15 protein-coding genes, 5 tRNA genes, 3 rRNA genes and 7 pseudogenes are annotated in these 22,832 nt (G+C 45.8%); 10 read left to right on the top strand and 20 right to left on the bottom strand.

Annotation, left to right across the window (positions count from 1 at the left end; genetic code table 11):
* The 6 genes and pseudogenes from wecB to L9P36_RS16355 all read right to left on the bottom strand — a co-directional run.
* Positions 1-686: pseudogene (gene wecB, locus L9P36_RS16380) on the bottom strand (non-hydrolyzing UDP-N-acetylglucosamine 2-epimerase); the annotation flags it as partial.
* An 857-nt stretch (positions 687-1,543) separates the two neighbouring features.
* Positions 1,544-1,699 (bottom strand): GNVR domain-containing protein, encoded by a 156-nt coding sequence (locus tag L9P36_RS16375; RefSeq protein WP_237468700.1) that lies wholly within the window; start codon positions 1,697-1,699, stop codon positions 1,544-1,546.
* A gap of 367 nt (positions 1,700-2,066) precedes the next feature.
* On the bottom strand, positions 2,067-2,237 hold the full coding sequence (locus L9P36_RS16370) for a hypothetical protein (RefSeq protein ID WP_237468699.1): 171 nt from the start codon (positions 2,235-2,237) through the stop codon (positions 2,067-2,069).
* Between the two features lie 42 nt (positions 2,238-2,279).
* On the bottom strand, positions 2,280-2,876 hold the full coding sequence (locus tag L9P36_RS16365; protein ID WP_237468698.1) for a Wzz/FepE/Etk N-terminal domain-containing protein: 597 nt from the start codon (positions 2,874-2,876) through the stop codon (positions 2,280-2,282).
* Positions 2,877-3,005: 129 nt separating this feature from the next.
* Positions 3,006-3,442: pseudogene (locus tag L9P36_RS16360) on the bottom strand (arsenate reductase/protein-tyrosine-phosphatase family protein).
* Positions 3,443-3,466: 24 nt separating this feature from the next.
* Positions 3,467-4,387 (bottom strand): annotated as a pseudogene (locus L9P36_RS16355) (polysaccharide export protein); the annotation flags it as partial.
* Between the two features lie 972 nt (positions 4,388-5,359).
* Between L9P36_RS16355 and L9P36_RS16350 the strand changes: the two are divergent.
* The 7 genes and pseudogenes from L9P36_RS16350 (at position 5,360) to L9P36_RS16325 (ending at position 9,738) form a co-directional block, all read left to right on the top strand.
* A complete protein-coding gene (locus L9P36_RS16350) occupies positions 5,360-5,521 on the top strand; it encodes a hypothetical protein (protein WP_237468697.1) in 162 nt (53 codons plus the stop codon).
* A gap of 122 nt (positions 5,522-5,643) precedes the next feature.
* On the top strand, positions 5,644-5,931 hold the full coding sequence (locus tag L9P36_RS16345; protein WP_237468696.1) for a hypothetical protein: 288 nt from the start codon (positions 5,644-5,646) through the stop codon (positions 5,929-5,931).
* A gap of 7 nt (positions 5,932-5,938) precedes the next feature.
* Complete coding sequence (locus L9P36_RS16340; RefSeq protein ID WP_237468695.1) at positions 5,939-6,361, top strand: YjbF family lipoprotein; 423 nt, start codon at positions 5,939-5,941, stop codon at positions 6,359-6,361.
* Positions 6,358-7,002, top strand: a complete 645-nt coding sequence (locus L9P36_RS16335) for a capsule biosynthesis GfcC D2 domain-containing protein (RefSeq protein ID WP_237468694.1) — start codon at positions 6,358-6,360, stop codon at positions 7,000-7,002. Before L9P36_RS16340 ends, L9P36_RS16335 begins: the two co-directional genes overlap by 4 nt.
* Positions 6,920-7,138: a capsule biosynthesis GfcC family protein gene (locus L9P36_RS16430; RefSeq protein WP_354004736.1), complete on the top strand. Its 219-nt coding sequence runs from the start codon at positions 6,920-6,922 to the stop codon at positions 7,136-7,138. Before L9P36_RS16335 ends, L9P36_RS16430 begins: the two co-directional genes overlap by 83 nt.
* Positions 7,139-7,181: 43 nt before the next feature.
* Positions 7,182-9,349 (top strand): annotated as a pseudogene (locus L9P36_RS16330) (YjbH domain-containing protein).
* Between the two features lie 154 nt (positions 9,350-9,503).
* Positions 9,504-9,738: pseudogene (locus L9P36_RS16325) on the top strand (HP1242/YdcH family protein).
* A 133-nt stretch (positions 9,739-9,871) separates the two neighbouring features.
* On the opposite strand, the gene L9P36_RS16320 reads toward L9P36_RS16325, so the two are convergent.
* Positions 9,872-10,177, bottom strand: a complete 306-nt coding sequence (locus tag L9P36_RS16320) for a DUF1330 domain-containing protein (RefSeq protein ID WP_237468693.1) — start codon at positions 10,175-10,177, stop codon at positions 9,872-9,874.
* A 411-nt stretch (positions 10,178-10,588) separates the two neighbouring features.
* A tRNA-Ser gene (locus L9P36_RS16315) sits at positions 10,589-10,679 on the bottom strand.
* A 1,082-nt stretch (positions 10,680-11,761) separates the two neighbouring features.
* On the opposite strand from L9P36_RS16315, the gene L9P36_RS16310 reads away from it, so the two are divergent.
* From L9P36_RS16310 to L9P36_RS16300, 3 genes are all read left to right on the top strand, one after another.
* On the top strand, positions 11,762-11,935 hold the full coding sequence (locus L9P36_RS16310) for a hypothetical protein (RefSeq protein ID WP_237468692.1): 174 nt from the start codon (positions 11,762-11,764) through the stop codon (positions 11,933-11,935).
* A 123-nt stretch (positions 11,936-12,058) separates the two neighbouring features.
* Entirely contained in the window at positions 12,059-12,757 is a 699-nt protein-coding gene (locus tag L9P36_RS16305) for an acyltransferase family protein (protein WP_237468691.1), read from the top strand.
* Entirely contained in the window at positions 12,745-13,194 is a 450-nt protein-coding gene (locus L9P36_RS16300; protein WP_237468690.1) for a hypothetical protein, read from the top strand. Before L9P36_RS16305 ends, L9P36_RS16300 begins: the two co-directional genes overlap by 13 nt.
* A gap of 395 nt (positions 13,195-13,589) precedes the next feature.
* Here the strand turns inward: L9P36_RS16300 and L9P36_RS16295 are convergent, their stop codons facing one another.
* The 12 genes and pseudogenes from L9P36_RS16295 to L9P36_RS16240 form a co-directional block, all read right to left on the bottom strand.
* On the bottom strand, positions 13,590-13,751 hold the full coding sequence (locus L9P36_RS16295; protein ID WP_237468689.1) for a hypothetical protein: 162 nt from the start codon (positions 13,749-13,751) through the stop codon (positions 13,590-13,592).
* A 795-nt stretch (positions 13,752-14,546) separates the two neighbouring features.
* Positions 14,547-14,624, bottom strand: a tRNA-Trp gene (locus tag L9P36_RS16290).
* A 36-nt stretch (positions 14,625-14,660) separates the two neighbouring features.
* Positions 14,661-14,737 (bottom strand) — tRNA-Asp (locus tag L9P36_RS16285).
* Positions 14,738-14,773: 36 nt separating this feature from the next.
* Positions 14,774-14,888 (bottom strand): 5S ribosomal RNA (gene rrf / locus L9P36_RS16280).
* Positions 14,889-14,983: 95 nt separating this feature from the next.
* A 23S ribosomal RNA gene (locus tag L9P36_RS16275) occupies positions 14,984-17,871 on the bottom strand.
* A 239-nt stretch (positions 17,872-18,110) separates the two neighbouring features.
* Positions 18,111-18,186 (bottom strand) — tRNA-Ala (locus tag L9P36_RS16270).
* A 39-nt stretch (positions 18,187-18,225) separates the two neighbouring features.
* A tRNA-Ile gene (locus L9P36_RS16265) sits at positions 18,226-18,302 on the bottom strand.
* Between the two features lie 65 nt (positions 18,303-18,367).
* Positions 18,368-19,915, bottom strand: a 16S ribosomal RNA gene (locus L9P36_RS16260).
* Together the 16S, 23S and 5S rRNA genes with 4 tRNA genes alongside form the textbook arrangement of a ribosomal RNA operon.
* A gap of 423 nt (positions 19,916-20,338) precedes the next feature.
* Positions 20,339-21,178: pseudogene (locus L9P36_RS16255) on the bottom strand (ABC transporter ATP-binding protein).
* Between the two features lie 66 nt (positions 21,179-21,244).
* Positions 21,245-22,152 (bottom strand): annotated as a pseudogene (locus L9P36_RS16250) (ABC transporter ATP-binding protein); the annotation flags it as partial.
* Positions 22,142-22,336, bottom strand: coding sequence for a hypothetical protein (locus L9P36_RS16245; protein ID WP_237468688.1), 195 nt, complete (start codon positions 22,334-22,336; stop codon positions 22,142-22,144). The pseudogene L9P36_RS16250 and the gene L9P36_RS16245, both read right to left, overlap by 11 nt.
* Before the next feature lie 68 nt (positions 22,337-22,404).
* Positions 22,405-22,698 carry a hypothetical protein gene (locus L9P36_RS16240; RefSeq protein ID WP_237468687.1) on the bottom strand — a complete coding sequence of 98 codons (294 nt, stop codon included), beginning with the start codon at positions 22,696-22,698 and terminating at the stop codon, positions 22,405-22,407.
* Between the last annotated feature and the right edge of the window lie 134 nt (positions 22,699-22,832).

Genomic DNA, 22,832 nt, shown 5'->3' with positions numbered 1-22,832 from the left:
GATTTGTGCAAGTGCTTGGCAAATACGTTCAAATCCATCACCAAAACTTTCTCGCCTATGGCCAGTCACTAAAATTAATTTTTAGACTCATCCAGCATTGGAAATAAATTACAGAGCTGAATATTCAACTGCTCGTCGTTGACTATTTTATCTTTTATTAAATGCAATGCGTCGATAAACCGTATTGCCGGTCACTGAAATTAGTTCGGGTGAAATATTTTCATTGAGCGGTTGTTTTGAATTATCAGTGGTGCAAATGAAATTGTGTAGCGCGGCTGTTAGTTTCGATTCGCTTCTTCTGGCCATGGCGAGTACAGATTCCTGGCGACCCTGCTTCGATATGGCCGACTGGAATTGCTCATAATAGGCAGCAAGACTGTTGCAAACGTAGTGGCCGTGTCGCCATGCACAAGGATCACATCAGGTTTAAAATTTGTAGTACGCGGCTTATTTTGTATATGATTCGTGGTTATTCATTCAATGTTGCCCAGCACGCATCATATTTAAGTCATAGTCAGGCGTAATATCAAAAGTGACAATACTTGATCTAACATTTCGCGATGCTGCGCCGTTACACAAACCTTTGAAATAAAACGTTCATCTGCAGACAACGTATGAACAAGTGGAGCCATTTTTATTGCTTCAGGTCTTGTACCAAAAAAACACTTAAACACCTTACCTTTCATTATTTAGCCTCTTGTTAGTTTATATAAAACATTATTTACCTTCAGTTACATAATTGTAGTTGTAATAACCATAACCATGGCCGTAGCTTGATGCTTTCTTTTCTGTTGCGTTTAAGATCACACTTTATTTCAATACCATTCTGTGCAAATCTACTTCTCGCAAATTCTATTTCTTTCACTGTATTTTGACCAAAACGAGTCACCATTAAGGTGGTTCAGCTATCGCGCCTACAATATTTGGATTCTGTAACAGCTAAAATAGGCGGGTGTCAATAATGACTAAGTCATAGTGTTGATTTGCCCATTCCACTAGAGATTTAAATCGTGAGTGCATCAGTAATTCAGAAGGATTTGGCGGCACACGGCCACGAGTAATCAAATCTAAATTTCGACCTGAGTATGTTTAATCGTTTGTTCAATGCTTATTTTTCCTGACAGGTAATCGGAAAGGCCATTTTCCCAAGTTTCACCAAAGCACTGTTGCAAATAGCCTTTACGCATATCTGCATCGATTAAAAAATTTTTTGTCCTGTTTTTGCAGTCACTGCTGCAAAATTACTGGAGACAAAAGATTTACCGATACTTGGTGCGGGCCCTGAAATCATCACCACATTATTTTTTGCTCGAGCATTGCAAAGTGCAAGCTGGTACGAAGACCTCGCAATGCTTCAACGATAAATCTGCTGCATTTGTTTCAGCCAGCAGCTGTAACTCACTACTTCGTCGTTTTGTACTTGTTATTCAGAGCTTCTGCAATTTTGATTGCATCTGTGATTTCGGTACACTGGCAAAAACAGACAAGCCGAGTTGTTCAATCTCTTCAGGTGTTCTACACCTTTATGTAACGCTGCTCGAATTCAGAAATAAGCAACGCTTAACATGCTGCCCAATAATGTTGCCAAAATGACAATTAATGCTTTTTTTGGCTTCACTGGCTTTGCATAGGACTCGGCGTTATCGAGAATTCGAACATTTCCGACAGTGCCAGCTTTAATGATGTTGAGTTCTTGCACTTTATTTAGCAGTTGAATATAAATTTGCTGATCACCTCAACGTCGCGCGTAAGACTGAGTACCTCTCGTTGTGTTTTTGGTAATTTTTGAATTTCTTTGTTAAGCCGCTCTTTTTCCCCTAGTAGCGTTTGTCGCTTATCAAGCAGTGCGCGATAGGCTGGATGATCTTTGGTAAAACGCTGGCTAATTTCGCTTCTTTAAAGGTCAATTCATTCAGTTGTGCTTCAAGCTCAACCATCACTTTAAGGGCTGAGTTCTGCTTCTAACCCCAAATCCACTGACTCGTTCTCTTGCCGATAGTGTATTCAAACTATCTTCAGCACCTGTCAATTGCGATGAATATCAGGTAGGTGTCCTTGTAGAAAAGTCAGGTTTTCTCCGCTTCTGCTGAGTTTCGCTCAACGTTTTGTAGAAAGTAATTTTCTGCGATGTCATTGAGTATTGCGGTAATTAAAAGACGGTTCTCACCGGTAAAACTTAATGCCAAAATCCCAGTTTGCTTTCCTCTTTCACTCACAGATAAATGCTGCTGAGCCATTGAATCGCTTCTAGCTTGCTTTGCTTGTGTATAGAAAACTCATTACCTGTTTGAGCTGTGAGCGCCGAGATAAATAGTTGATAGCCTGCCCCTTAGCAAGCTCTCCGACTCGGCCTGAGAGAAGTGTTTGCCCATGTTGATCAACAAGCTTGTAGTGTTGCTGTTGTGCATCGGTGACGATAATTTATTCACCGCATTCGCTGCGATATAGCCTTGTTTTGGTTGCTCATATCGACTGATTTGAAATATGCAGCTTGTCCCGATAAGCGCGCAAGCCTTGCCAATGAGCGGCATATAGTCTGCTGAAACGACTGTCGTTAAATTGAACTTATCGACCGTGTCTCCTAGAATCATCCGCGATTTAATTATTTCAATTTCAGTGGTCGCAGAAGACTCTTGAGAAAATAGCTCGCCCATATCCCCACCATGGCTGAAATGCCACAGAGCTTTTTTCTTCAATTTGAATGAGCGCATCAGCCTTATAGATTGGGGTGATAACAAAGCAATCGCTACACCAACCAATGCGGATGCGAAGGTTACAGCAACAAGAAGCCACTTCGCATCAAACAAAATGCCGATTAATTTGCTGAGATCGATTTCATCACTTGGTGCTGCGACAGTTTTAGAAGTCTGAGTCATAAATTTGCATTATTTTTTTGCGACAATCCGCGAGCAGCAAGGAGTCTCTACACCTTCCTGACAGTGCAACGTCGTTTTAAACATTAAAGATAAATGACGAAATTCCGCCCTTATCCCACCGTATTTACTTTAATTTTCAACCCATGCTGATGACGCCTGATCAATCAACTGATAAGCAAAATCAAACGCTTTCTTTGCTTTGCCGATACGGGTCAGGAATCTCTTTTGGTCCAATCCATGCCCCAACAACATGGTTTTCCCTCGCGCCGTTGGAGCAATATCTGTCACTGCTGAAATGTGCCCTTTCTCCATGACTAAAATCAGATCATATTCTTGGCACATCTGCTCTGTTAGCTGCTGCGAACGATGACAATTTAAATTCACACCATGCTCGATTGAGACAGCTATCGAGAATGGATCCGCAGGCTTTCCAACCATGTGGCTTTTCTCGCTGCTATCCCAGCAGAAGCTATCAATTTGTGGGGCAATCGCTGCTGTAAAAGGCGAGCTCCAATTGGAGAACGACAAATATTGGCAACACAAACCACTATAATTTTATTAAACATAAGCCTCTCTACATGCCTTGGTAACTACGGCCAATTGCGTATTCTGAGCATGCTTTCCGTCAGTTCGTTAAAGCCTGAAATCGTCGGCAACAACTGATCAATGACACGACTCCAAGTGCTCACAGGTGCCGTTGTGACATACACGACGTCATAGGGATGTAGCTCAAATTCAGTACCGAGCACCAAAGCAAAGCGTCTTGCATATTTAGCTGATAGACATCCGCCATACGCTCTGATTTATCATTTGATGTGCGAATCACAAATACACCTGTGGCATCTGCTGAAAGCTGGTTAATGCCGCCAACTGCGCTCAATGCCTCGGTTAAACTCATTCCTGCACGGTCAATTTTAAGAAGTTTGGGCTCATTCACTTCGCCCATCACAAACACTTTCTGCGCATCATTACGTGGCACATGGATAATATCTCCAGGCTGTAACAGGAAATTTGCGTAAGATCGCCGCGTTGCATCAACCCATAGAGAGAAATGGTTCTCTCCTGACCATTACGAGTAAGCACAACATTTCGCCAGTCAGCATCTTCACCCAGACCACCCGCTCGATTAATCGCATCAAGCAATGTCAGTGGAATATTGGTAATTGCTTGTGTACCTGGCTTAGAAATCTCACCTGTGATATAGGCTTTTTTAGAACGAAATGCTGCGACATTGACATCGACTTGAGGGCTTTCAATATAGCGACTGAGTTTACGAGCAAGCTCAGTTCGAATTTCACGCACAGTCTTATTTGAACAGAAACAGTGCCAATATAGGGATAGAAAATAGTGCCATCAGCATGAACCCAGTTACCCGCTTCAGAAGCACTGCGATAAGATCCTGCAGGAATCGTTAACTCTGGGTGATCCCAAATCGTTACATTAAGGATATCCCCAGCACCCACACGATATTCATAAGATGCAAGTTGTGCGTCCAACGTTGGGTTTGCCGCTGGCGCATAATGATGCAATGTAGAAAATTGGTGAATGTTACCTACCGTCAATAAGTACAGATTTACGCTATCAGATAAATGTTGAGATTCGTTATCTCAATTTGTTGTTTATCCCCGACGCTAAGAAAAGTACCAGGAATGGTACATCCAGCGAGTATAGTGGGTAGTAGCAATACAAATAGTCGTTTATTTATAATTTTCATTTCAGCTAATTGTTCAATGTGTTGCATTTATTTCAGCAAAAAAAAATGAACGCCATGACAACATACTGCAAAAGCCTCGTCACATCCCATCAACAAATACACCACCGCCAAGCAATAAATCCCAGGCAAATGAGACGCCTGATAAAAAACAAGAAAAGCAATACAAAAACAATCAATTAACTCAACTCACAATCACAACCTCAAAGTATTAAGGCCATAACGCGCCATATTTAACCAAAAAGGAACAATAACTCACTCGATATAAACTAGCGAAAAAAAAAGCGATTAAAACCAATATAAATCATGAAATTAGATCAATATTCATTATTTACACCCAATTCATACCAGCCCAATAAATTATCATCAGCAAAATAAAAGTCAGCACTATGAAAACACCCTGTAAATTTCTATTGCATGCTTGCATTTAAACACAAAAAAAACCACCCTCAATCGAAGACATCAAGTTAAACATGTTAATTTTACACAACCATTGCAATTCACCTTCAAAAAACAGTCCATAATAAATCACTTACCAAAAAAATAAGTTTCAAAACATTGTCAGATAAATAAAATTCCGATCAAAATAGACACTCACACATTTACTTCAAGATAATTCATGATTAGTTTTAAATAGCCTGCTATATCAAAGTAGGCATTTATGATATGGAGCTATTTATGGAAAAATATGTAATTACTATTTTAACCGCGGTATTACTTTCATCGCCGGTTATAGCGGCAACCGAAGGAGCGACTACGGCAAGCGCAAGTGGTGTGTGCGGCAGGCGGCGCAACCGCAACTGGTTTTGCTGTCGGCACGGTAACTACCGCCACCGTTGCCGTTACAGCTGCAATTGCCGCTGCGGTGGTGGTAACCTCTGATTCATCAGATAACGATACAGCAACCACCACCACAACCACAACGGCACTTTGATGGCCATGCGGTAACCAAAACCGAGCAGCTCAGCTGTTCGGTTTTCATTAAGACAGTGCCACCCAATCCGCTAAATACCCTTTTTCTATTCACCACAAGGAACGCGCAAGTGCGGTGGGATCATGAAATTAAAACTGAACCTTAAACAAACCATGTGCATGGTTGGATTATCGGTATTGCTAGGTTGCACTCAAAAATTTAACGATGTGAAAGAGACCATGTCCCTAGCACTACTCGGCCCTTCCGATGTCATTGTTCCTGCTAAAACAATTGATGAACTCCCTATGCCAGTTTGTACGCAAAAATGGCAGGCAGTGGCCAAGCCTTTATGGTGCTTGGTTATGCGACCCCAGCGATTCAGCCCCAATCGAAAAAACAAAATTCAAACAGCTCAAGTGGCTGTCATCTAATCATGAAATGATTGTCACCGAGGCCGGTCGAATCATTAAAACGGTGGGCTTAAGCGAGATAAATTTAACGGCTAGCTATGCAGAAACGGCTGATCCCTTGGCGCTTGGTTTACACCTTAAGTCCACGCCAACAACTTGGCAGCGACAGGTTGACTGGCAACCTGGTCATCACGTGGGTTACCTCATGCGCAGCCAATTTAAATTTCAAGCTGCGCAAAGCAAAGTCATCAATGAACGTCAGATTCACACCCTCTATTACACCGAGCTTGTCACCCTACCAGAGCTTGAACTGACCTTTACCAATCATTTCTGGATTGATCCAAATTCAGGCCGTGTCATTGCCAGTATTCAACAACCTGCGCCTTATATGTCGCCCATTGAACTGACAATTTTAAAACCCTATGCAAACTCTGAAGAGGCGCCACAATGAAAAAACTATACCGCCTTTTCTTCACCGCAATCATTTTCAGTTTGAGTGGGCAGCTCGTTTTAGCGCAACAACATGCTCTAACACAGCAGCAAACAAGGTTAACTGTAAAAACATCCTCACAAGAGCGCGCCAAAAGCCAATTGATATTTGAGGGAAGCCCACGTGTTTCACAGCTTATTGATGAGGGTTTAAAACTGCGCCCTAAAACATTACAAAGCGCACATCAAACAAGTGGCGTTTACTGGCTTGGCTCGGGTTTATTTGAACAATCGCGACCAGACAACGCGCTTTCAACATCCCTCACACAGACATTGCAACAACTCACACAACTAGAACAAAGCGCAGTTAAAAATGAGAACATGCCGCGCGCCCTATCTATCCAGTCTCTTACTCAGTTTTTAAATCGCAGCGTCTTTAAGCCACGTGTCAATGTGACGATTGACCCTGATCTTTACTTGCTTGGCAACGCGGTAAACCCGCAAATCTCCGGTGACTTATTGCTGCTCTTGCCAACCAGGCCTAATCATGTTTGGGTTACCGGCAATGTTGTAAAAAACGATGAAGCTACCTTTTCAAGCGACGCAATCGGCCAAAGATTATCTCGAGCAAGCAAGCATTCTGCGCTATATGGGGCTCGATGAGGTGTATGTGATTCAGCCAAACGGCCATTTAGAAATTCATACCGTCGCTTATTGGAACGAAAATAGTCGCGGTATCGCACCTGGTGCCATCATTTTGTCCCCTATTTCAATTTACCCTCATCGCAGAAAGGGCTGAATCAAGTCATTCCTGAACTGTTGAAACATAGAGTGATGTAGCCATGAAATTTATTCTGAACCGAGTTCAAATGCTCGCGCTGAGTTTGATGACGGCGACATCACTTGTTATGGCAACAGAGATTCAATCTCCATATACCCCAACCACCTATGATTTTGGTGGTATCGGCTTAATTCAAATGCCCAATGGCCGCTCAGCAGCTGATGGTGAATTTTCTGCAGGCTTCACAATTAATAATGATTATCGCCACTACCATACCTCACTACAGGTTATGCCTTGGTTTGAAACGACCATTCGCTATACGCAAACCCCCGATTTGTTGTATAGCGGCGATCCAAATTTCAGTGGCGACACCGAGTACACCGATAAAGGCGTCGATCTAAAATTTCGACTCTGGCAAGAAAGCTTCTGGTTACCAGAAACAGCCATAGGTTTTCGTGATTTAGCGGGAACAGGACTGTTTGATGGTGAATATATTGCTGCAAGCAAACGCTTTGGTGATTTTGATGTCACCTTAGGCGTTGGCTGGGGCTATATCGGTAACCGAGGCAATCTCAAAGGAAATAAAAGTAACCCTGATTGTGGCCGAGGTAGTAATTATAAGGGACGCGGTGGCAGCCTTGATTACGAACGCTGGTTTACAGGCTGTATGTCAGTGTTTGGTGGGGTTGAATACCAAACCCCATGGAAACCTTTAGTCATTAAAGTTGAGTACGATGCCAATGATTACAAAGGCGACTTTGTAGCAGTTCGCCTTCCGCATGAAATGGAGCAAGACTCTCCGTCAATGTGGGTATGATTTACCGGCTGAAAGACTGGGGTTATCTACGCGCGAACTATGAGCGTGGGAACACATGGACACTGGGTTTCACCCTAAAAACCAACTTTAACACGCTCAAACAAAACTGGGTGGATACCCCCACACCAGCTTATCAGCCTACGCCATCCACGAGCGCTGAAGACATTCAATGGCAACAAGTCTCAAAAGAGCTTGAACGCATCGCAGGTTACGACGATAACCAAATCTATGCGGATAACGATGATATTTACGTTGTCGGGACTCAAAGCAAATACCGAGATCAAAATATTGCGATTGAAAAAGCAGCACTGATTTTGAAAAACACAGGTAGCCAAGCCGCGCGTTATCATCTTATTGAACAGCAGGCTTCTATTCCTGTGTTACAAACCAACATTGACGTACAAGCTTACACCGCCGTCGCAGAGCAGCAGTATGTGGACGCATCCATCACAGATGCCATTCAGCGAGAAAATCCGCAGCCCGTTCAGGCGCCATTGCAAGCGGACAATCATCAAGCGTTGCATTACGGGTTAACGCCTGTTTTGCAGCAGTCTATTGGTGGCTCTGAAGATTTTTACCTCTTTAATGTGGGGATTAATGGCGGTGCATCCTATTGGTTAACGGACCATATCACCATTGGTGGCGGGATCTACCTCAACCTCTATGATAACTATGACCAATTCCTTTATGACGTTCCACCCGATGGCACTGATTTAAAACGCGTACGAACCTTGGTGCGCCAATATATCTCAGATAGTCCACTGCGTTTGAGTAACCTGCAGCTCACCAGCTTCCATCAGTTGGGAGATGATGTCTATTTACAAAATTATGGTGGTTATCTCGAAACTATGTTTGCCGGTGTCGGTAGTGAAATTCTTTATCGCACACTCAATAGCAACTGGGCTTGGGGGCTTGATGTCAACTATGTGGCGCAGCGCGATCCTGACAACACCTTTAGCGTCTTCACCGAAGAGGTACAATACGACCCAATCACCAACCGCCATTATCGCGTTCAAACTGGCGCACTCACGGGTCATCTCACGGCTTATTATCGTCCTGAGTGGACTTGGTTTGACAATCTGCTATTCAAAGTAAGTGTCGGCCAATATCTTGCAGAAGATCGAGGCGTCACTGTGGATCTATCCAAGCAATTTGATAGCGGCGTGGTTGCAGGCGCTTACTTTGCTAAGACCGATCTTTCAGCAGAAGAGTTTGGCGAAGGCAGCTTTACCAAAGGCGTTTATGTCTCGATTCCATTTGATCTCTTTACCATCAAGCCCAGTGCCAATCGTGCCGTCATTGCTTGGACACCACTCACCCGCGATGGCGGGCAAATGTTAGCGAGAAAATATCACCTCTATCGCGTCACCGAAGCGCGTGATCCCAAGGCTGAATTTACCCCAGCACAATAACAATCATCACATGCTGCGATATGCAAAGTGCGTGTCGCAGCAATGATAAGCATCACCTTCAGTTTTTTGTCTAGGGTAAATAGGTGTCATCCTACGACCGACCACGCACAGTCGTAGGCTGCGCTTCTTTACCAACCAAATCAATGAGGTTCCTATGCTCGGTGAAAATCACTCTCTAATCCATGAGTTCCCACATCACAAAGATGCCATTGAGCGTCTGATGCAAAAACGATAATGAATTTGCAGATCAAGTGAAACAATACAATGCGCTGGATAAAGAGATTCGCGTTTTGGAGCTAAATGGCGCCCCAATTAGTGATCACTCCATGCTGCAACTCAAACATGACCGAGCACAACTCAAAGATTGGCTACATGCACGAATTAATTAGCGCTATCCCCTAGCGATAGCATCTAAAGCTGTCATCGATATTGGTGCGCAAGGCAAAAAGCGCACCTTTTGAGTTTCAGCCATTTGAATTTAAGCCGTCTAAATGAAGCGCGAAGCTTTTATTACTCGATTCGTCAGGCTAGCTGGTCAACGCCTTCAATCAGCGCATGGTGACTCTCTGAGCCTGCAATACGGGCCTGCAGATGTGGGATGTATTCAAGATCATTCATAAAATCAATCGCAGCTTGCCGCGATGGCCATGAAATGATGATACGAAGTGTGGGATTGGTGCGATTCCCTTCAAGACGTTCATGAGTATTCGTGCGCGCAAGATATTGCCCACCATGTTGATGGACTAAACGATGAGATGCCGCGACATAATCCTCGACCCATTCATCCGAAGTCGGCGTCACCTCAAGAACAGAGTAATAGGTTGGCATAAGTAAGCTCCTGTCGTTACGAAACTCACTCAAGCATAGCTGCCTTTCTGATCATCCATAAAACTGCGAGCCAATGACTGTAGTTCCATTCTTTGATCAGCCGCCTTCACGACAGATGCCTCGTCTTGCGACGAAACTTAAATAGGGTGAATAAATAGAATGAATTCTCTGACCAGAAATTTCATCCCCCTGAAAAACAAAAAGGCCGCTGTAAAACAGTGGCCTCTCTAATGCAGCGGAGAAATAGGGATTAATTCGGTCGCTGCGCGCTCTCCCTACGGGCCTACACAGAGCCGTTGTTGTCTCGCGTCGCTCGGCTGAACCCTAACTAGGCTTCACACCCTATCTCTAATGGAAATTTTAAGAAGCCAGAAAGCAAAAAACCGCCTGAGTAGGCGGTTTTTTTTAATGTGGCGGAGAGATAGGGATTTGAACCCTAGGTGGGCTATAAACCCACGCCGGTTTTCAAGACCGGTGCTTTAAACCACTCAGCCATCTCTCCGGTGCGGGGCGTATATTACGAAAGCTTCCCCAAGTGCGCAAGCCTTAAATGCACCGTTCGAACAAAGAACAACCAATAGACACATCAAGCGGCGATAAAGAGATCAATTTGTGGGTATTTTCACGCATTGACTGCTTTCTAAAGATAAACCACAAGCGGTTCACACTTTTGTGCCGAGAAAATCCGCAACATCATTTGATACTTGCTTTTATAGAGAACACTTTCAATCATGCCCTATGATTCGACCCAATGCTTATCAGCCACCCATATGCCTTGGCGCATCAATTTCAGTGGCAGCCAATGTGCACTGAGCTACAACCTTACCTAACTGGTTGTTGGCAACTTGAACTCAAACAAGGCACATTTGAATATCTGGCGCTGCCTGATGCATGCCAGTACTTGGTCTTTGTCGAAATCCAGGCGCCACAGCTGCGAACTATGCTTACCACAATTTCCCTATCAGCGGACTATTCTGGTCCCATTCGCATTTCTGTATGGTTTTGCCATGGGTATGCGACAGCTTTTTTTCCAAAACAGACTAAGCCAATATCATGCAATACAAGATAGCGCAGCTTTGCACCAAGAGAATGCAACCTGTGCTGGCTTTTTTTCAGGAAAATCACAGTTTGAAGCGCGACAAAAATGCATGGAGCAGTGGTTAAAAAGCAGCAAATCAGCTCAAGATAGCGCTGAGTTCAACCTGAAAAGAGCCATTCAGGCAAGCGCGCAACTACTAACCATCCGAAAACAGAGCTCACTGAGAGCTGGGCACAAACACTCGGTGTCTCTTCGCCAGCTGCGCCGCGATTTGATACTCATATAGGCCTTTCACCAAAACAGTTTTCCGATTACGCACGCTTTCAGTGGAGCATGCAAAAACTCCTACAGCATGGCGAATCTTGGCTCTATCGCAACCACCCTTATTACGATGAGTCTCATCTTATTCGGCATTTTCAAAATTTACGGGAACCACACCAAAGCAAATTTTGGCAAAACATGCCGTCACCAAAATTGAATCATGATGGCCGTTTTATCCAATACGGTTTAATCCGTGCGCCGCATACTGCACATGGAGGTATGCGATGGAAGAGCTTGCACATGCAGCACAACTTGAGCCATGGCCATCTCCTGGCTATTTGGGATGTTTAATTATTCTGTTAATTGCTTATCCGTTTTGTATCGTCGCTTTAGCCATTCTTGCTGATGGAGAGCGACAACGAATGCGATGGCAAAGTACTTTAACTGGATTTATTTAATCACGACTCTCACTTTACTTGTTCTACACCTCAATATTTATGTTGAATATGGTGGCGCACTTCGCCAATGGTTAGAACAACAGGAAACAATTCATACATCATCAAGAAGGTAGGGAATCAGGAATGGAAAAGGTTTACCGCATCGATGGTATGAAGTTTTTCGCAATCATTGCGATTTTCTTTATACATTTTAGTGTGTTCCAATACTTTCAAGGCGATCCGACGCATCCGCTTTATCTTTTCTTCAATAGCGTTTCGCGTTTTGCCGTACCATTTTTCTTTATTGTTGCCGGTTACTTTTTCCATCATAAAGTCCAGCAACAGGGATGGCGCTATACCCAGCGCTATATCAGTAAAATTGTGCTGATGTATGTGAGTTGGGTGTTGATTTATATGCTAGCAATTGGCTATAGCTATGGAAACTGGCAACCGGTATCCATACTAACCTTGCTTTATCACGGTACGGCTGGCGCTGAAATTATGTGGTTCTTGCCCGCACTCATTTGGAGTATTTTGGCCGTTTATATCGCTCAGCGATTTAAGCGCACAACTACACTTCTTGCAATCGCGAGTGTGCTCTATGCCATTGGTCTATGCGGACAAGGCATCCAAATATTTTTTGAGACACCTTGGTTTTCATCCAGTCATCAGTTTTTCAAAAACTCACGTGACCCGCTCTTTTTTGCGCTGTTCTATGTCACCCTAGGTTATCAATGTAGCCAATGGTCACTTCAATCCTGGAGCCAAAAGAAACCACAAGGACTCTGGCTCGCTATCGCGCTCATCGGTTCACTGATGACCTTTGCTGAATGTTATTTTTGATTAAGTCGCAGGGGATGCGTGTACCCGTCGATTATTATTTCTCGACAATCATTGTGACAGTCGCATTGCTTGCATGGTGTTTAAGTAAAGTAACTCAGCAGCCCACTCGATTCAGCGCGCTTGGTCAACATAGTGGAGAGATCTATCTCAACCACGGCATTGTTCAGATCGCACTGACCTCGCTAATTTATCTCATGGGTTTTTATACCATTCCTGAAAAACAGCAGTTCTTTGCCAATACGGTCTGGCTACAAGTTCTTATGGTTCCCGTGGCTTTAAGCCTCAATTTAACTGGCTACTTTGCCATCCGTTGGCTGGCGCTACATCTATGTGGAAAGAGCGCCGTTAAACAGTATCGGTATAGCGCAATGCTTATCACCATCAGCATCATGCTCTGCTTCAGCTTTGGCGCGGGAATGCAACATCCCCTGTTGTAACCAGCTGGGCTGTTATTAATCAGGTGATATTAGGCATAGCTATCATTTTAGGGATCACACTACTGTCGATGTGGTACAACCAAAACAAAATGTGGCAAGTACCACTTATCGGCACTGTCATCGCAAGTGGCGTAACCGTCATGGCTTTACTCACAGGATATATCGAATGGAGCTTTAGCTCTTAGATATGTCAAAGGGAAGCGTGAGCATATTTGAAGCATTGAAGGCACCGGTATTCCCTATATTGCCCTTCGTGATTGGATTAATTCTATTTAACCTGACCATCTATCGAATTGTGGATTGGCAATTCACTCGTAATCAAGAACGACGACAGCTTCATGCCTAAATACAAAAAGGCTGCATCATGCAGCCTTTTTATTTATGCCAAAGTTTATCTATTCAACACCCCAAGAAAGGGAAAAACTAACAGTATTGTTGTTAATGCGATCAACTCGCACGGCATAACCGCGATCCCCTTCCATGTCAGGATCAATAAACAGCTCATAGTGCTCAGCTTGCACAAGTAAGTTTTGCTGCTCCAATGTTGGTTTAAGCATTGCAAAATAATCCTGTGACAAAGTAAGTTCCGCCAAGCGCATCAGCTGCACTTTATGCCACTGAGAATTACGTAGATTTTCTAGGCTACGGTTAACAAAATAAGTTGATAGGTTTCACTATAGCTGTCACAGCCGCCCCTTGGATATAGAGAAATTCACCAGCGCCAAGCTGAAGCTAAAACTACGACTGCTTTGATCCCAAAGCGCACCTTTCAATGCTGGATGATCTTGAATCCATTTATCGCTAAATGCTGAAAAAAATACAATCACTACTCCCTTCGTTGGCATAGCTTGTTGATGCAATCAAAAGGGTAAAGCAGGCAAGCAATACACGGAAAATTTCATCCATACCTCCATTTAAGGAACAATAACGCGCTGATACTACAGGGATTTATTTATATCACCAACTAGCTTTGACGCAACCGAGTTGATTTTGAAAAGAAAATAAAAGAAGGTTTTTCCGATTCACGTTCTCGCCTTTTGTTTGATCAAAAGTAACGCAATTAAGCTGCTATAAATTGATGGCAACTCAATCAGCGAAGCCAAGCAAATGCTCCCGATACATACCCTTACGTGGGATTCAAACTTATCACGCGCAACTAGGACATAGTGGATCCATCCGCTGCCCAGCTAAATTCAATACAAACGAAAAAGACCCAGTCTTTCGACTAGGCCTTAATGTGGCAGGGGTGGGAGATTCGAACTCCACACGCGCAACTTTGTGCATGGCGGAATACGCTATCAATTTATTAAGTGCAAACGAAAAAGGCCTAGTCTTTCGACTAGGCCTTAATGTGGCAGGGGTGGAGAGATTCGAACTCCCAACACGCGGATTTGGAATCCGCGTGCTCTGCCAATTGGAGCTACACCCCTGTAGTTATTTTAAAGACTTAACTTTGTCTAAATCAGTGGCGGAGCGGACGGGACTCGAACCCGCGACCCCCGGCGTGACAGGCCGGTATTCTAACCAACTGAACTACCGCTCCACTCAAGCAGATGCGATGCATCAACTTAAATTTGAAGCCTGGCGGTGACCTACTCTCACATGGGAAGCCCCACACTACCATCGGCGCAGCTGCGTTTCACTTCTGAGTTCGGCATGGAATCAGGTGGGTCCACAGCGCTATGGCCGCCAAGCAAATTTGTTAAATCTGGAAAGCTTTATTCGACTAGTTCTTGCTTCGTTCTCAACACAATCAAGCTTGTGTACGTAAAACCCTCTTGGGTGTTGTATGGTTAAGCCTCACGGGCGATTAGTACAGGTTAGCTCAACGTCTCACAACGCTTACACCCCTGCCCTATCAACGTTCTAGTCTCGAACAACCCTTTAGGAGACTTAAAGTCTCAGGGAAGACTCATCTTGAGGCTCGCTTCCCGCTTAGATGCTTTCAGCGGTTATCGATTCCGAACTTAGCTACCGGGCAATGCCACTGCGTGACAACCGAACACCAGAGGTTCGTCCCACTCCGGTCCTCTCGTACTAGGAGCAGCCCCTCTCAATCTTCCAACGCCCACGGCAGATAGGGACCGAACTGTCTCCCGACGTTCTAAACCCAGCTCGCGTACCACTTTAAATGGCGAACAGCCATACCCTTGGGACCGACTTCAGCCCCAGGATGTTGATGAGCCGACATCGAGGGCCAAACACCGCCGTCGATATGAACTCTTGGGCGGTATCAGCCTGTTATCCCCGGAGTACCTTTTATCCGTTGAGCGATGGCCCTTCCATTCAGAACCACCGGATCACTATGACCTGCTTTCGCACCTGCTCGAACCGTCATTCTCGCAGTCAAGCGGGCTTATGCCATTACACTAACCTCACGATGTCCGACCGTGATTAGCCCACCTTCGTGCTCCTCCGTTACTCTTTGGGAGGAGACCGCCCCAGTCAAACTACCCACCAGGCACTGTCCTCACCCCAGATAATGGGGCCAAGTTAGAACATCAAACATACAAGGGTGGTATTTCAAGGTCGGCTCCACAGAAACTAGCGTCTCTGCTTCAAAGCCTCCCACCTATCCTACACATGTAGGCTCATGTTCAGTGCCAAGCTGTAGTAAAGGTTCACGGGTCTTTCCGTCTAGCCGCGGGTACACTGCATCTTCACAGCGATTTCAATTTCACTGAGTCTCGGGTGGAGACAGCGTGGCCATCATTACGCCATTCGTGCAGGTCGGAACTTACCCGACAAGGAATTTCGCTACCTTAGGACCGTTATAGTTACGGCCGCCGTTTACCGGGGCTTCGATCAAGAGCTTCGAGTTACCTCTAACCCCATCAATTAACCTTCCGGCACCGGGCAGGCGTCACACCGTATACGTCTTCTTTCGAATTTGCACAGTGCGTGTTTTTAATAAACAGTTGCAGCCACCTGGTATCTGCGACTCTCAGCAGCTCCATCCGCAAGGGACTTTCACCATCAAGAGCGTACCTTCTCCCGAAGTTACGGTACCATTTTGCCTAGTTCCTTCACCCGAGTTCTCTCAAGCGCCTTGGTATTCTCTACCCGACCACCTGTGTCGGTTTGGGGTACGGTTCCTGATAACCTGAAGCTTAGAGGCTTTTCCTGGAAGCATGGCATCAATGACTTCACCACCGTAGTGGCTTCGACATCAGGTCTCAGTCTTAAGTGTCCGGATTTGCCTAAACACTCAACCTACACCCTTGAACCAGGACAACCGTCGCCTGGCCCACCTAGCCTTCTCCGTCCCCCCATCGCAGTTATCAGCAGTACGGGAATATTAACCCGTTTCCCATCGACTACGCTTTTCAGCCTCGCCTTAGGGGCCGACTCACCCTGCCCCGATTAACGTTGGACAGGAACCCTTGGTCTTCCGGCGAGGGAGTTTTTCACTCCCTTTGTCGTTACTCATGTCAGCATTCGCACTTCTGATACCTCCAGCAAACTTCTCAGTTCACCTTCAACAGCTTACAGAACGCTCCCCTACCCAATATACTAAAGTACATTGCCGCAGCTTCGGTGTATTGCTTAGCCCCGTTACATCTTCCGCGCAGGCCGACTCGACCAGTGAGCTATTACGCTTTCTTTAAATGATGGCTGCTTCTAAGCCAACATCCTGGCTGTCTGAGCCTTCCCACATCGTTTTCCCACTTAGCAATACTTTGGGACCTTAGCTGGCGGTCTGGGTTGTTTCCCTCTCCACGACGGACGTTAGCACCCGCCGTGTGTCTCCCGGATAGTACTTACTGGTATTCGGAGTTTGCAAAGGGTTGGTAAGTCGGGATGACCCCCTAGCCTTAACAGTGCTCTACCCCCAGTAGTATTCGTCCGAGGCGCTACCTAAATAGCTTTCGGGGAGAACCAGCTATCTCCGAGTTTGATTGGCCTTTCACCCCTAGCCACAAGTCATCCGCTAATTTTTCAACATTAGTCGGTTCGGTCCTCCAGTTGATGTTACTCAACCTTCAACCTGCCCATGGCTAGATCACTCGGTTTCGGGTCTATATCCAGAGACTAAACGCGCAGTTAACACTCGCTTTCGCTACGGCTCCCCTAATCGGTTAACCTCGCCACTGAATATAAGTCGCTGACCCATTATACAAAAGGTACGCAGTCACACCACGAAGGTGCTCCCACTGCTTGTACGTATACGGTTTCAGGTTCTATTTCACTCCCCTCACAGGGGTTCTTTTCGCCTTTCCCTCACGGTACTGGTTCACTATCGGTCAATCAGGAGTATTTAGCCTTGGAGGATGGTCCCCCATATTCAGACAGGATACCACGTGTCCCGTCCTACTCGATTTCATCTAAAGTGCACTTTCAGCTACGGGGCTATCACCCTGTATCGCCGTCCTTTCCAGGAACGTTCGCTTAGCACACTAAAAACTTAAGGGCTGGTCCGATTTCGCTCGCCGCTACTTTCGGAATCTCGGTTGATTTCTTTTCCTCGGGGTACTTAGATGTTTCAGTTCTCCCGGTTCGCCTCTTACAGCTATGTATTCACTGTAAGATACTTGCTTATGCAAGTGGGTTTCCCCATTCGGAAATCCATGAGTAGTAATGACTCTTACCGTCTCCTCATGGCTTATCGCAGGTTAGTACGTCCTTCATCGCCTCTGATTGCCAAGGCATCCACCGTATACGCTTAGTCACTTAACCATACAACCCGAAGAGGGCTATATGAACAGTCACCAAGATTTCTAGTTTTCGCCGTACTCAAGACACTTGATTGTGTTTTTGAGAACTCGTTTATTCATATGGGTATATGAATAAACATTTTTAGTTATTCATTGAACTTACATTCAAATGAATTTACTAGTCAGCTTTCCAAATTTTTAAAGAGCATGTGTTTCTTTCGAAACCATTTTTAAAAGCACTTAAGCAAATGCGTTTAAAGATGGTGGAGCTATGCGGGATCGAACCGCAGACCTCTTGAATGCAAATCAAGCGCTCTCCCAGCTGAGCTATAGCCCCAAATATTTCGCTTACATCCAATTCTTTCTGGAGAAGAATTGGTGGGTCTGAGTGGACTTGAACCACCGACCTCACCCTTATCAGGGGTGCGCTCTAACCACCTGAGCTACAGACCCAATAAGCGTTGCTCGTACTTTATAACCAAATCAATCTGTGTGGACACTTGTCAGTAGTCTTTAGGTAAGGAGGTGATCCAGCCCCAGGTTCCCTAGGGCTACCTTGTTACGACTTCACCCCAGTCATGAACCACAAAGTGGTGAGCGTCCTCCCGAAGGTTAAACTACCCACTTCTTTTGCAGCCCACTCCCATGGTGTGACGGGCGGTGTGTACAAGGCCCGGGAACGTATTCACCGTGGCATTCTGATCCACGATTACTAGCGATTCCGACTTCATGGAGTCGAGTTGCAGACTCCAATCCGGACTACGACGTACTTTTTGGGATTCGCTTACCATCGCTGGTTCGCCGCCCTCTGTATACGCCATTGTAGCACGTGTGTAGCCCTACTCGTAAGGGCCATGATGACTTGACGTCGTCCCCACCTTCCTCCGGTTTATCACCGGCAGTCTCCCTGGAGTTCCCACCATTACGTGCTGGCAAACAAGGATAAGGGTTGCGCTCGTTGCGGGACTTAACCCAACATTTCACAACACGAGCTGACGACAGCCATGCAGCACCTGTCTCATAGTTCCCGAAGGCACCAAAGCATCTCTGCTAAGTTCTATGGATGTCAAGAGTAGGTAAGGTTCTTCGCGTTGCATCGAATTAAACCACATGCTCCACCGCTTGTGCGGGCCCCCGTCAATTCATTTGAGTTTTAATCTTGCGACCGTACTCCCCAGGCGGTCTACTTAACGCGTTAGCTCCGAAAGCCACTCCTCAAGGGAACAACCTCCAAGTAGACATCGTTTACGGCGTGGACTACCAGGGTATCTAATCCTGTTTGCTACCCACGCTTTCGCATCTGAGCGTCAGTCTTTGTCCAGGGGCCGCCTTCGCCACCGGTATTCCTTCAGATCTCTACGCATTTCACCGCTACACCTGAAAATTCTACCCCCTCTACAAGACTCTAGATGACCAGTTCCAAATGCTATTCCCAGGTTAAGCCCGGGGCTTTCACATCTGGCTTAATCATCCGCCTGCATGCGCTTTACGCCAGTAATTCCGATTAACGCTCGCACCCTCCGTATTACCGCGGCTGCTGGCACGGAGTAGCCGGTGCTTCTTCTGCAGCTAACGTCAAATGATAAGAGTATTAATCTTACCACCTTCCTCACTGCTGAAAGTGCTTTACAACCCGAAGGCCTTCTTCACACACGCGGCATGGCTGCATCAGGCTTGCGCCCATTGTGCAATATTCCCCACTGCTGCCTCCCGTAGGAGTCTGGACCGTGTCTCAGTTCCAGTGTGGCTGATCATCCTCTCAGACCAGCTAGGGATCGTCGCCTTGGTGAGCCTTTACCTCACCAACTAGCTAATCCCACCTAGGCGTATCCAGTAGCACAAGGCCCGAAGGTCCCCTGCTTTGCTCCAAAGAGATTATGCGGTATTAGCCATCGTTTCCAATGGTTATCCCCCTCTACTGGGCAACTTCCTAGGCATTACTCACCCGTCCGCCGCTCGCCGCCCATAAACGCACCCGAAGGATTGTTTATGTCGCTGCCGCTCGACTGCATGTGTTAGGCCTGCCGCCAGCGTTCAATCTGAGCCATGATCAAACTCTTCAATTAAAAGTTTTTTGGTCTTTCGACCGACTCAATGAATACTGATTACATTACTATCGTAATGTGAATTGACTGTGCCAAATCTTTCGATTTGTTTGGTCACTCAGTTCATTGATTTAAATCTTTCGACTATCAATAACGAGTGCCCACACAGATTGATTGGTTACATTGTTAAAGAGCAGCTTCGATTTTCATCTCGAAGCGGAGGTGCATTCTACTGCACTTCACTGTTGAGTCAAGTCTTTTTCTTAACTTTCTCAACCCGTTGTTTCCGACGTTTGCCGTGACAACGAGGGCGCATTATAGGGAGAGATTTTTTCTTGGCAAGGGCAAAATAAGAAAAAATGCAGTTTTTGTTTTGTTTGTTCATAAAACACACAAAGCTGCATTCTATCCTAGAGAAATCAGCTTAATTTGGTGAAGAAAACATCAAACAGCCTGCTGTTGCGACAAATTGATTTGCTCTCTTTTTCTTAAACTGGGATGACGAACCGGAATTGCAGCCAATAGTTTCTGCGTATATGGATGCTGTGGGGCATGATAAACCTGCTGCGCCTCACCCTGCTCTAGATTTCACCTTGATACATCACTGCGATGCGATCGGATACATGCCGCACCACGGATAGGTCATGTGCGATGAAAATCGTCGCAAGCCCCATCTCTTGCTGTAGTGATAAAAGCAGATTAATGATTTGTGCCTGCACGGATACATCAAGTGCTGATACAGCCTCATCGCAAATCAGAAGTTTGGGTGACAATGCGATGGCTCGTGCAATACCTATGCGCTGACGTTGGCCACCAGAAAATTCATGGGGATATTTATCAATACTGGAAGCTGGCATTCCAACTTTTTCTAATAAAGCCAAAACGCGCGCTCGGCGCTGCTGTTGATTTCCCAATCCATGAATAAGCAAAGGCTCTTCTATTATCATTCCAATCGTGTGGCGCGCATTCAATGACTCCATGGGATCTTGAAATACCATCTGCATCTGCTGGCGTAAAGCGCGCATCTCTTTGCCTCTCACATGGGTATACTCGTGTCCTTGAAAATACAGAGCCCCTTCACTAGGTCTGAGCAAATTAAGATATAGTTTTCCCCAGTGTCGATTTACCCGAGCCAGATTCACCGACAATACCAAGCGTTTCGCCGGCTCTCACACGCAATGAAACACCTTTGACCGCTTGAAAGTATTGCCGCTTCTTCCACCAAGGGCCTTTCAATGCAAAGCGCTGCCCAATATCAACTACTTCTAATAGCGGTGTTGTCATTTCAGATCTCCTGCCAGTGCCAACATGCCACAACCATGTTGCTGCTGCATTGCATTTGGGGGACTGCTCACACTGCGCTGATACATATTGGCAGCGGTTGGCAAATCGACATCCCTTTGGCATAGCATGCAAAGGGGGAACTTGACCTTCAATGGTCAGCAATTTGCTCTTTGCAGTTTGCGATATTGATGGCATTGCCGCATGCAATCCTTTGGTATAAGGATGACGCGGAAAATCAAACAAGGTAAAGACATCGGTTTGTTCCACCGCTTTGCCGGCATCACCAAAACTTGGTCGCACATCTCAGCAACAACGCCCAAGTCATGGGTAATAAAGATCACCGCCATGCCAGTTTCTTGCTGCAAAGATTGAATCAATTCTAAAATTTGCGCCTGAATGGTGACATCCAGTGCAGTGGTTGGCTCGTCGGCAATTAAAATATCTGGCCGACATGCCAACGCCATGGCGATCATCACCCGCTGGCGCATCCCACCAGATAACTGATGTGGATAAACCAACAAACGAGCGGCAGGCTCAGTGATCCCCACTTTCTCAAGCAAGGCGATGGATGCCGCTTTTACTTTCGGCTTTGCCACATCGCTTCGGTGCAGTTCAAATACTTCGGCTAGCTGCTGGCCAATAGTTTGTACTGGGTTAAGCGCGGTCATAGGATCTTGGAAAATCATCGCAATGCGATTGCCCCGCAGCTGATAACGTTGCTGCGCCGACGCTTTTAATAAGTCCTGCCCCTGAAATAGAATCTCGCCACCGCTCACCCGCCCATAGGGTTGAGGCAATAAACCAAGGATCGACATTGCCGTCACACTTTTACCGCAGCCTGATTCCCCGACAATACCCAAGGTTTCACCAGCGCGCAGCTCAAAACTCAAATCATCGACGACTGTCAACAGCCCTTGTTCGGTTTGAAACTGGGTGGTTAATGACTTGACCGCAAGAATCACATCACTCATCACCACCTCCTGATATCGTGTCTGTCGTTTGTTGCTGCGCGAGTGCGTCCTCATGCACCAACTTAAATTGATGATCAATCAAGGTCACCGGATTCATCGGTCGCTCGTCTTCTTTGGCTTCTTCTGTTTTTGCCTTTTCATCGAGATCAATCCAGAAAGTCCCCGTTGAGCCGCAAAACCGATTCAAAGAAAATTGCCGTGGCTTTTTTCGTCGCTGGTTGCTCAGGTAGTTTCATCCAACGCCAATAGCCGAGGCTATAGGGCACTGCAAAACCTGGCACAATCACCGCGCATCAATGACCTCTTGCTGATCTGCCGAGATAACGCTCGCTTGGTTTCAATATCAAACTCATCGCGGTAACGCATAATCAACTGAATCGAGCTTTTCCGAGTGATAACCGGTAAAATGGTTGTTTTGCGGCTTGTTGTGGCATTAAATGAATGGAAATATTGCCAGTACACGGGAATATCCCCGCTGACATACCAAACATCGCGAGCTGATGGATTTTTCTCAAGCACATATTTAAAGCCGGTTGAGCCTTCAACCATTTCAAATTCAGCTCTAAACCCGCCAGCTTGGCCTGCTCTTTTAGGATCACCACCCGCGGGTATGCGCTTTACTTAAGTACACCAACCCCAGCGCCAATCGCTCCCCTTTGGCGTTAATGCGAATGCCATCACCA

It is taken from the genome of Vibrio stylophorae (genome assembly GCF_921293875.1).
Classification (GTDB): Bacteria; Pseudomonadota; Gammaproteobacteria; order Enterobacterales; family Vibrionaceae; genus Vibrio_A; species Vibrio_A stylophorae.
Note: the sequence above shows the minus strand (reverse complement) of the source record. Positions and strands in the feature narration are given on the sequence as shown.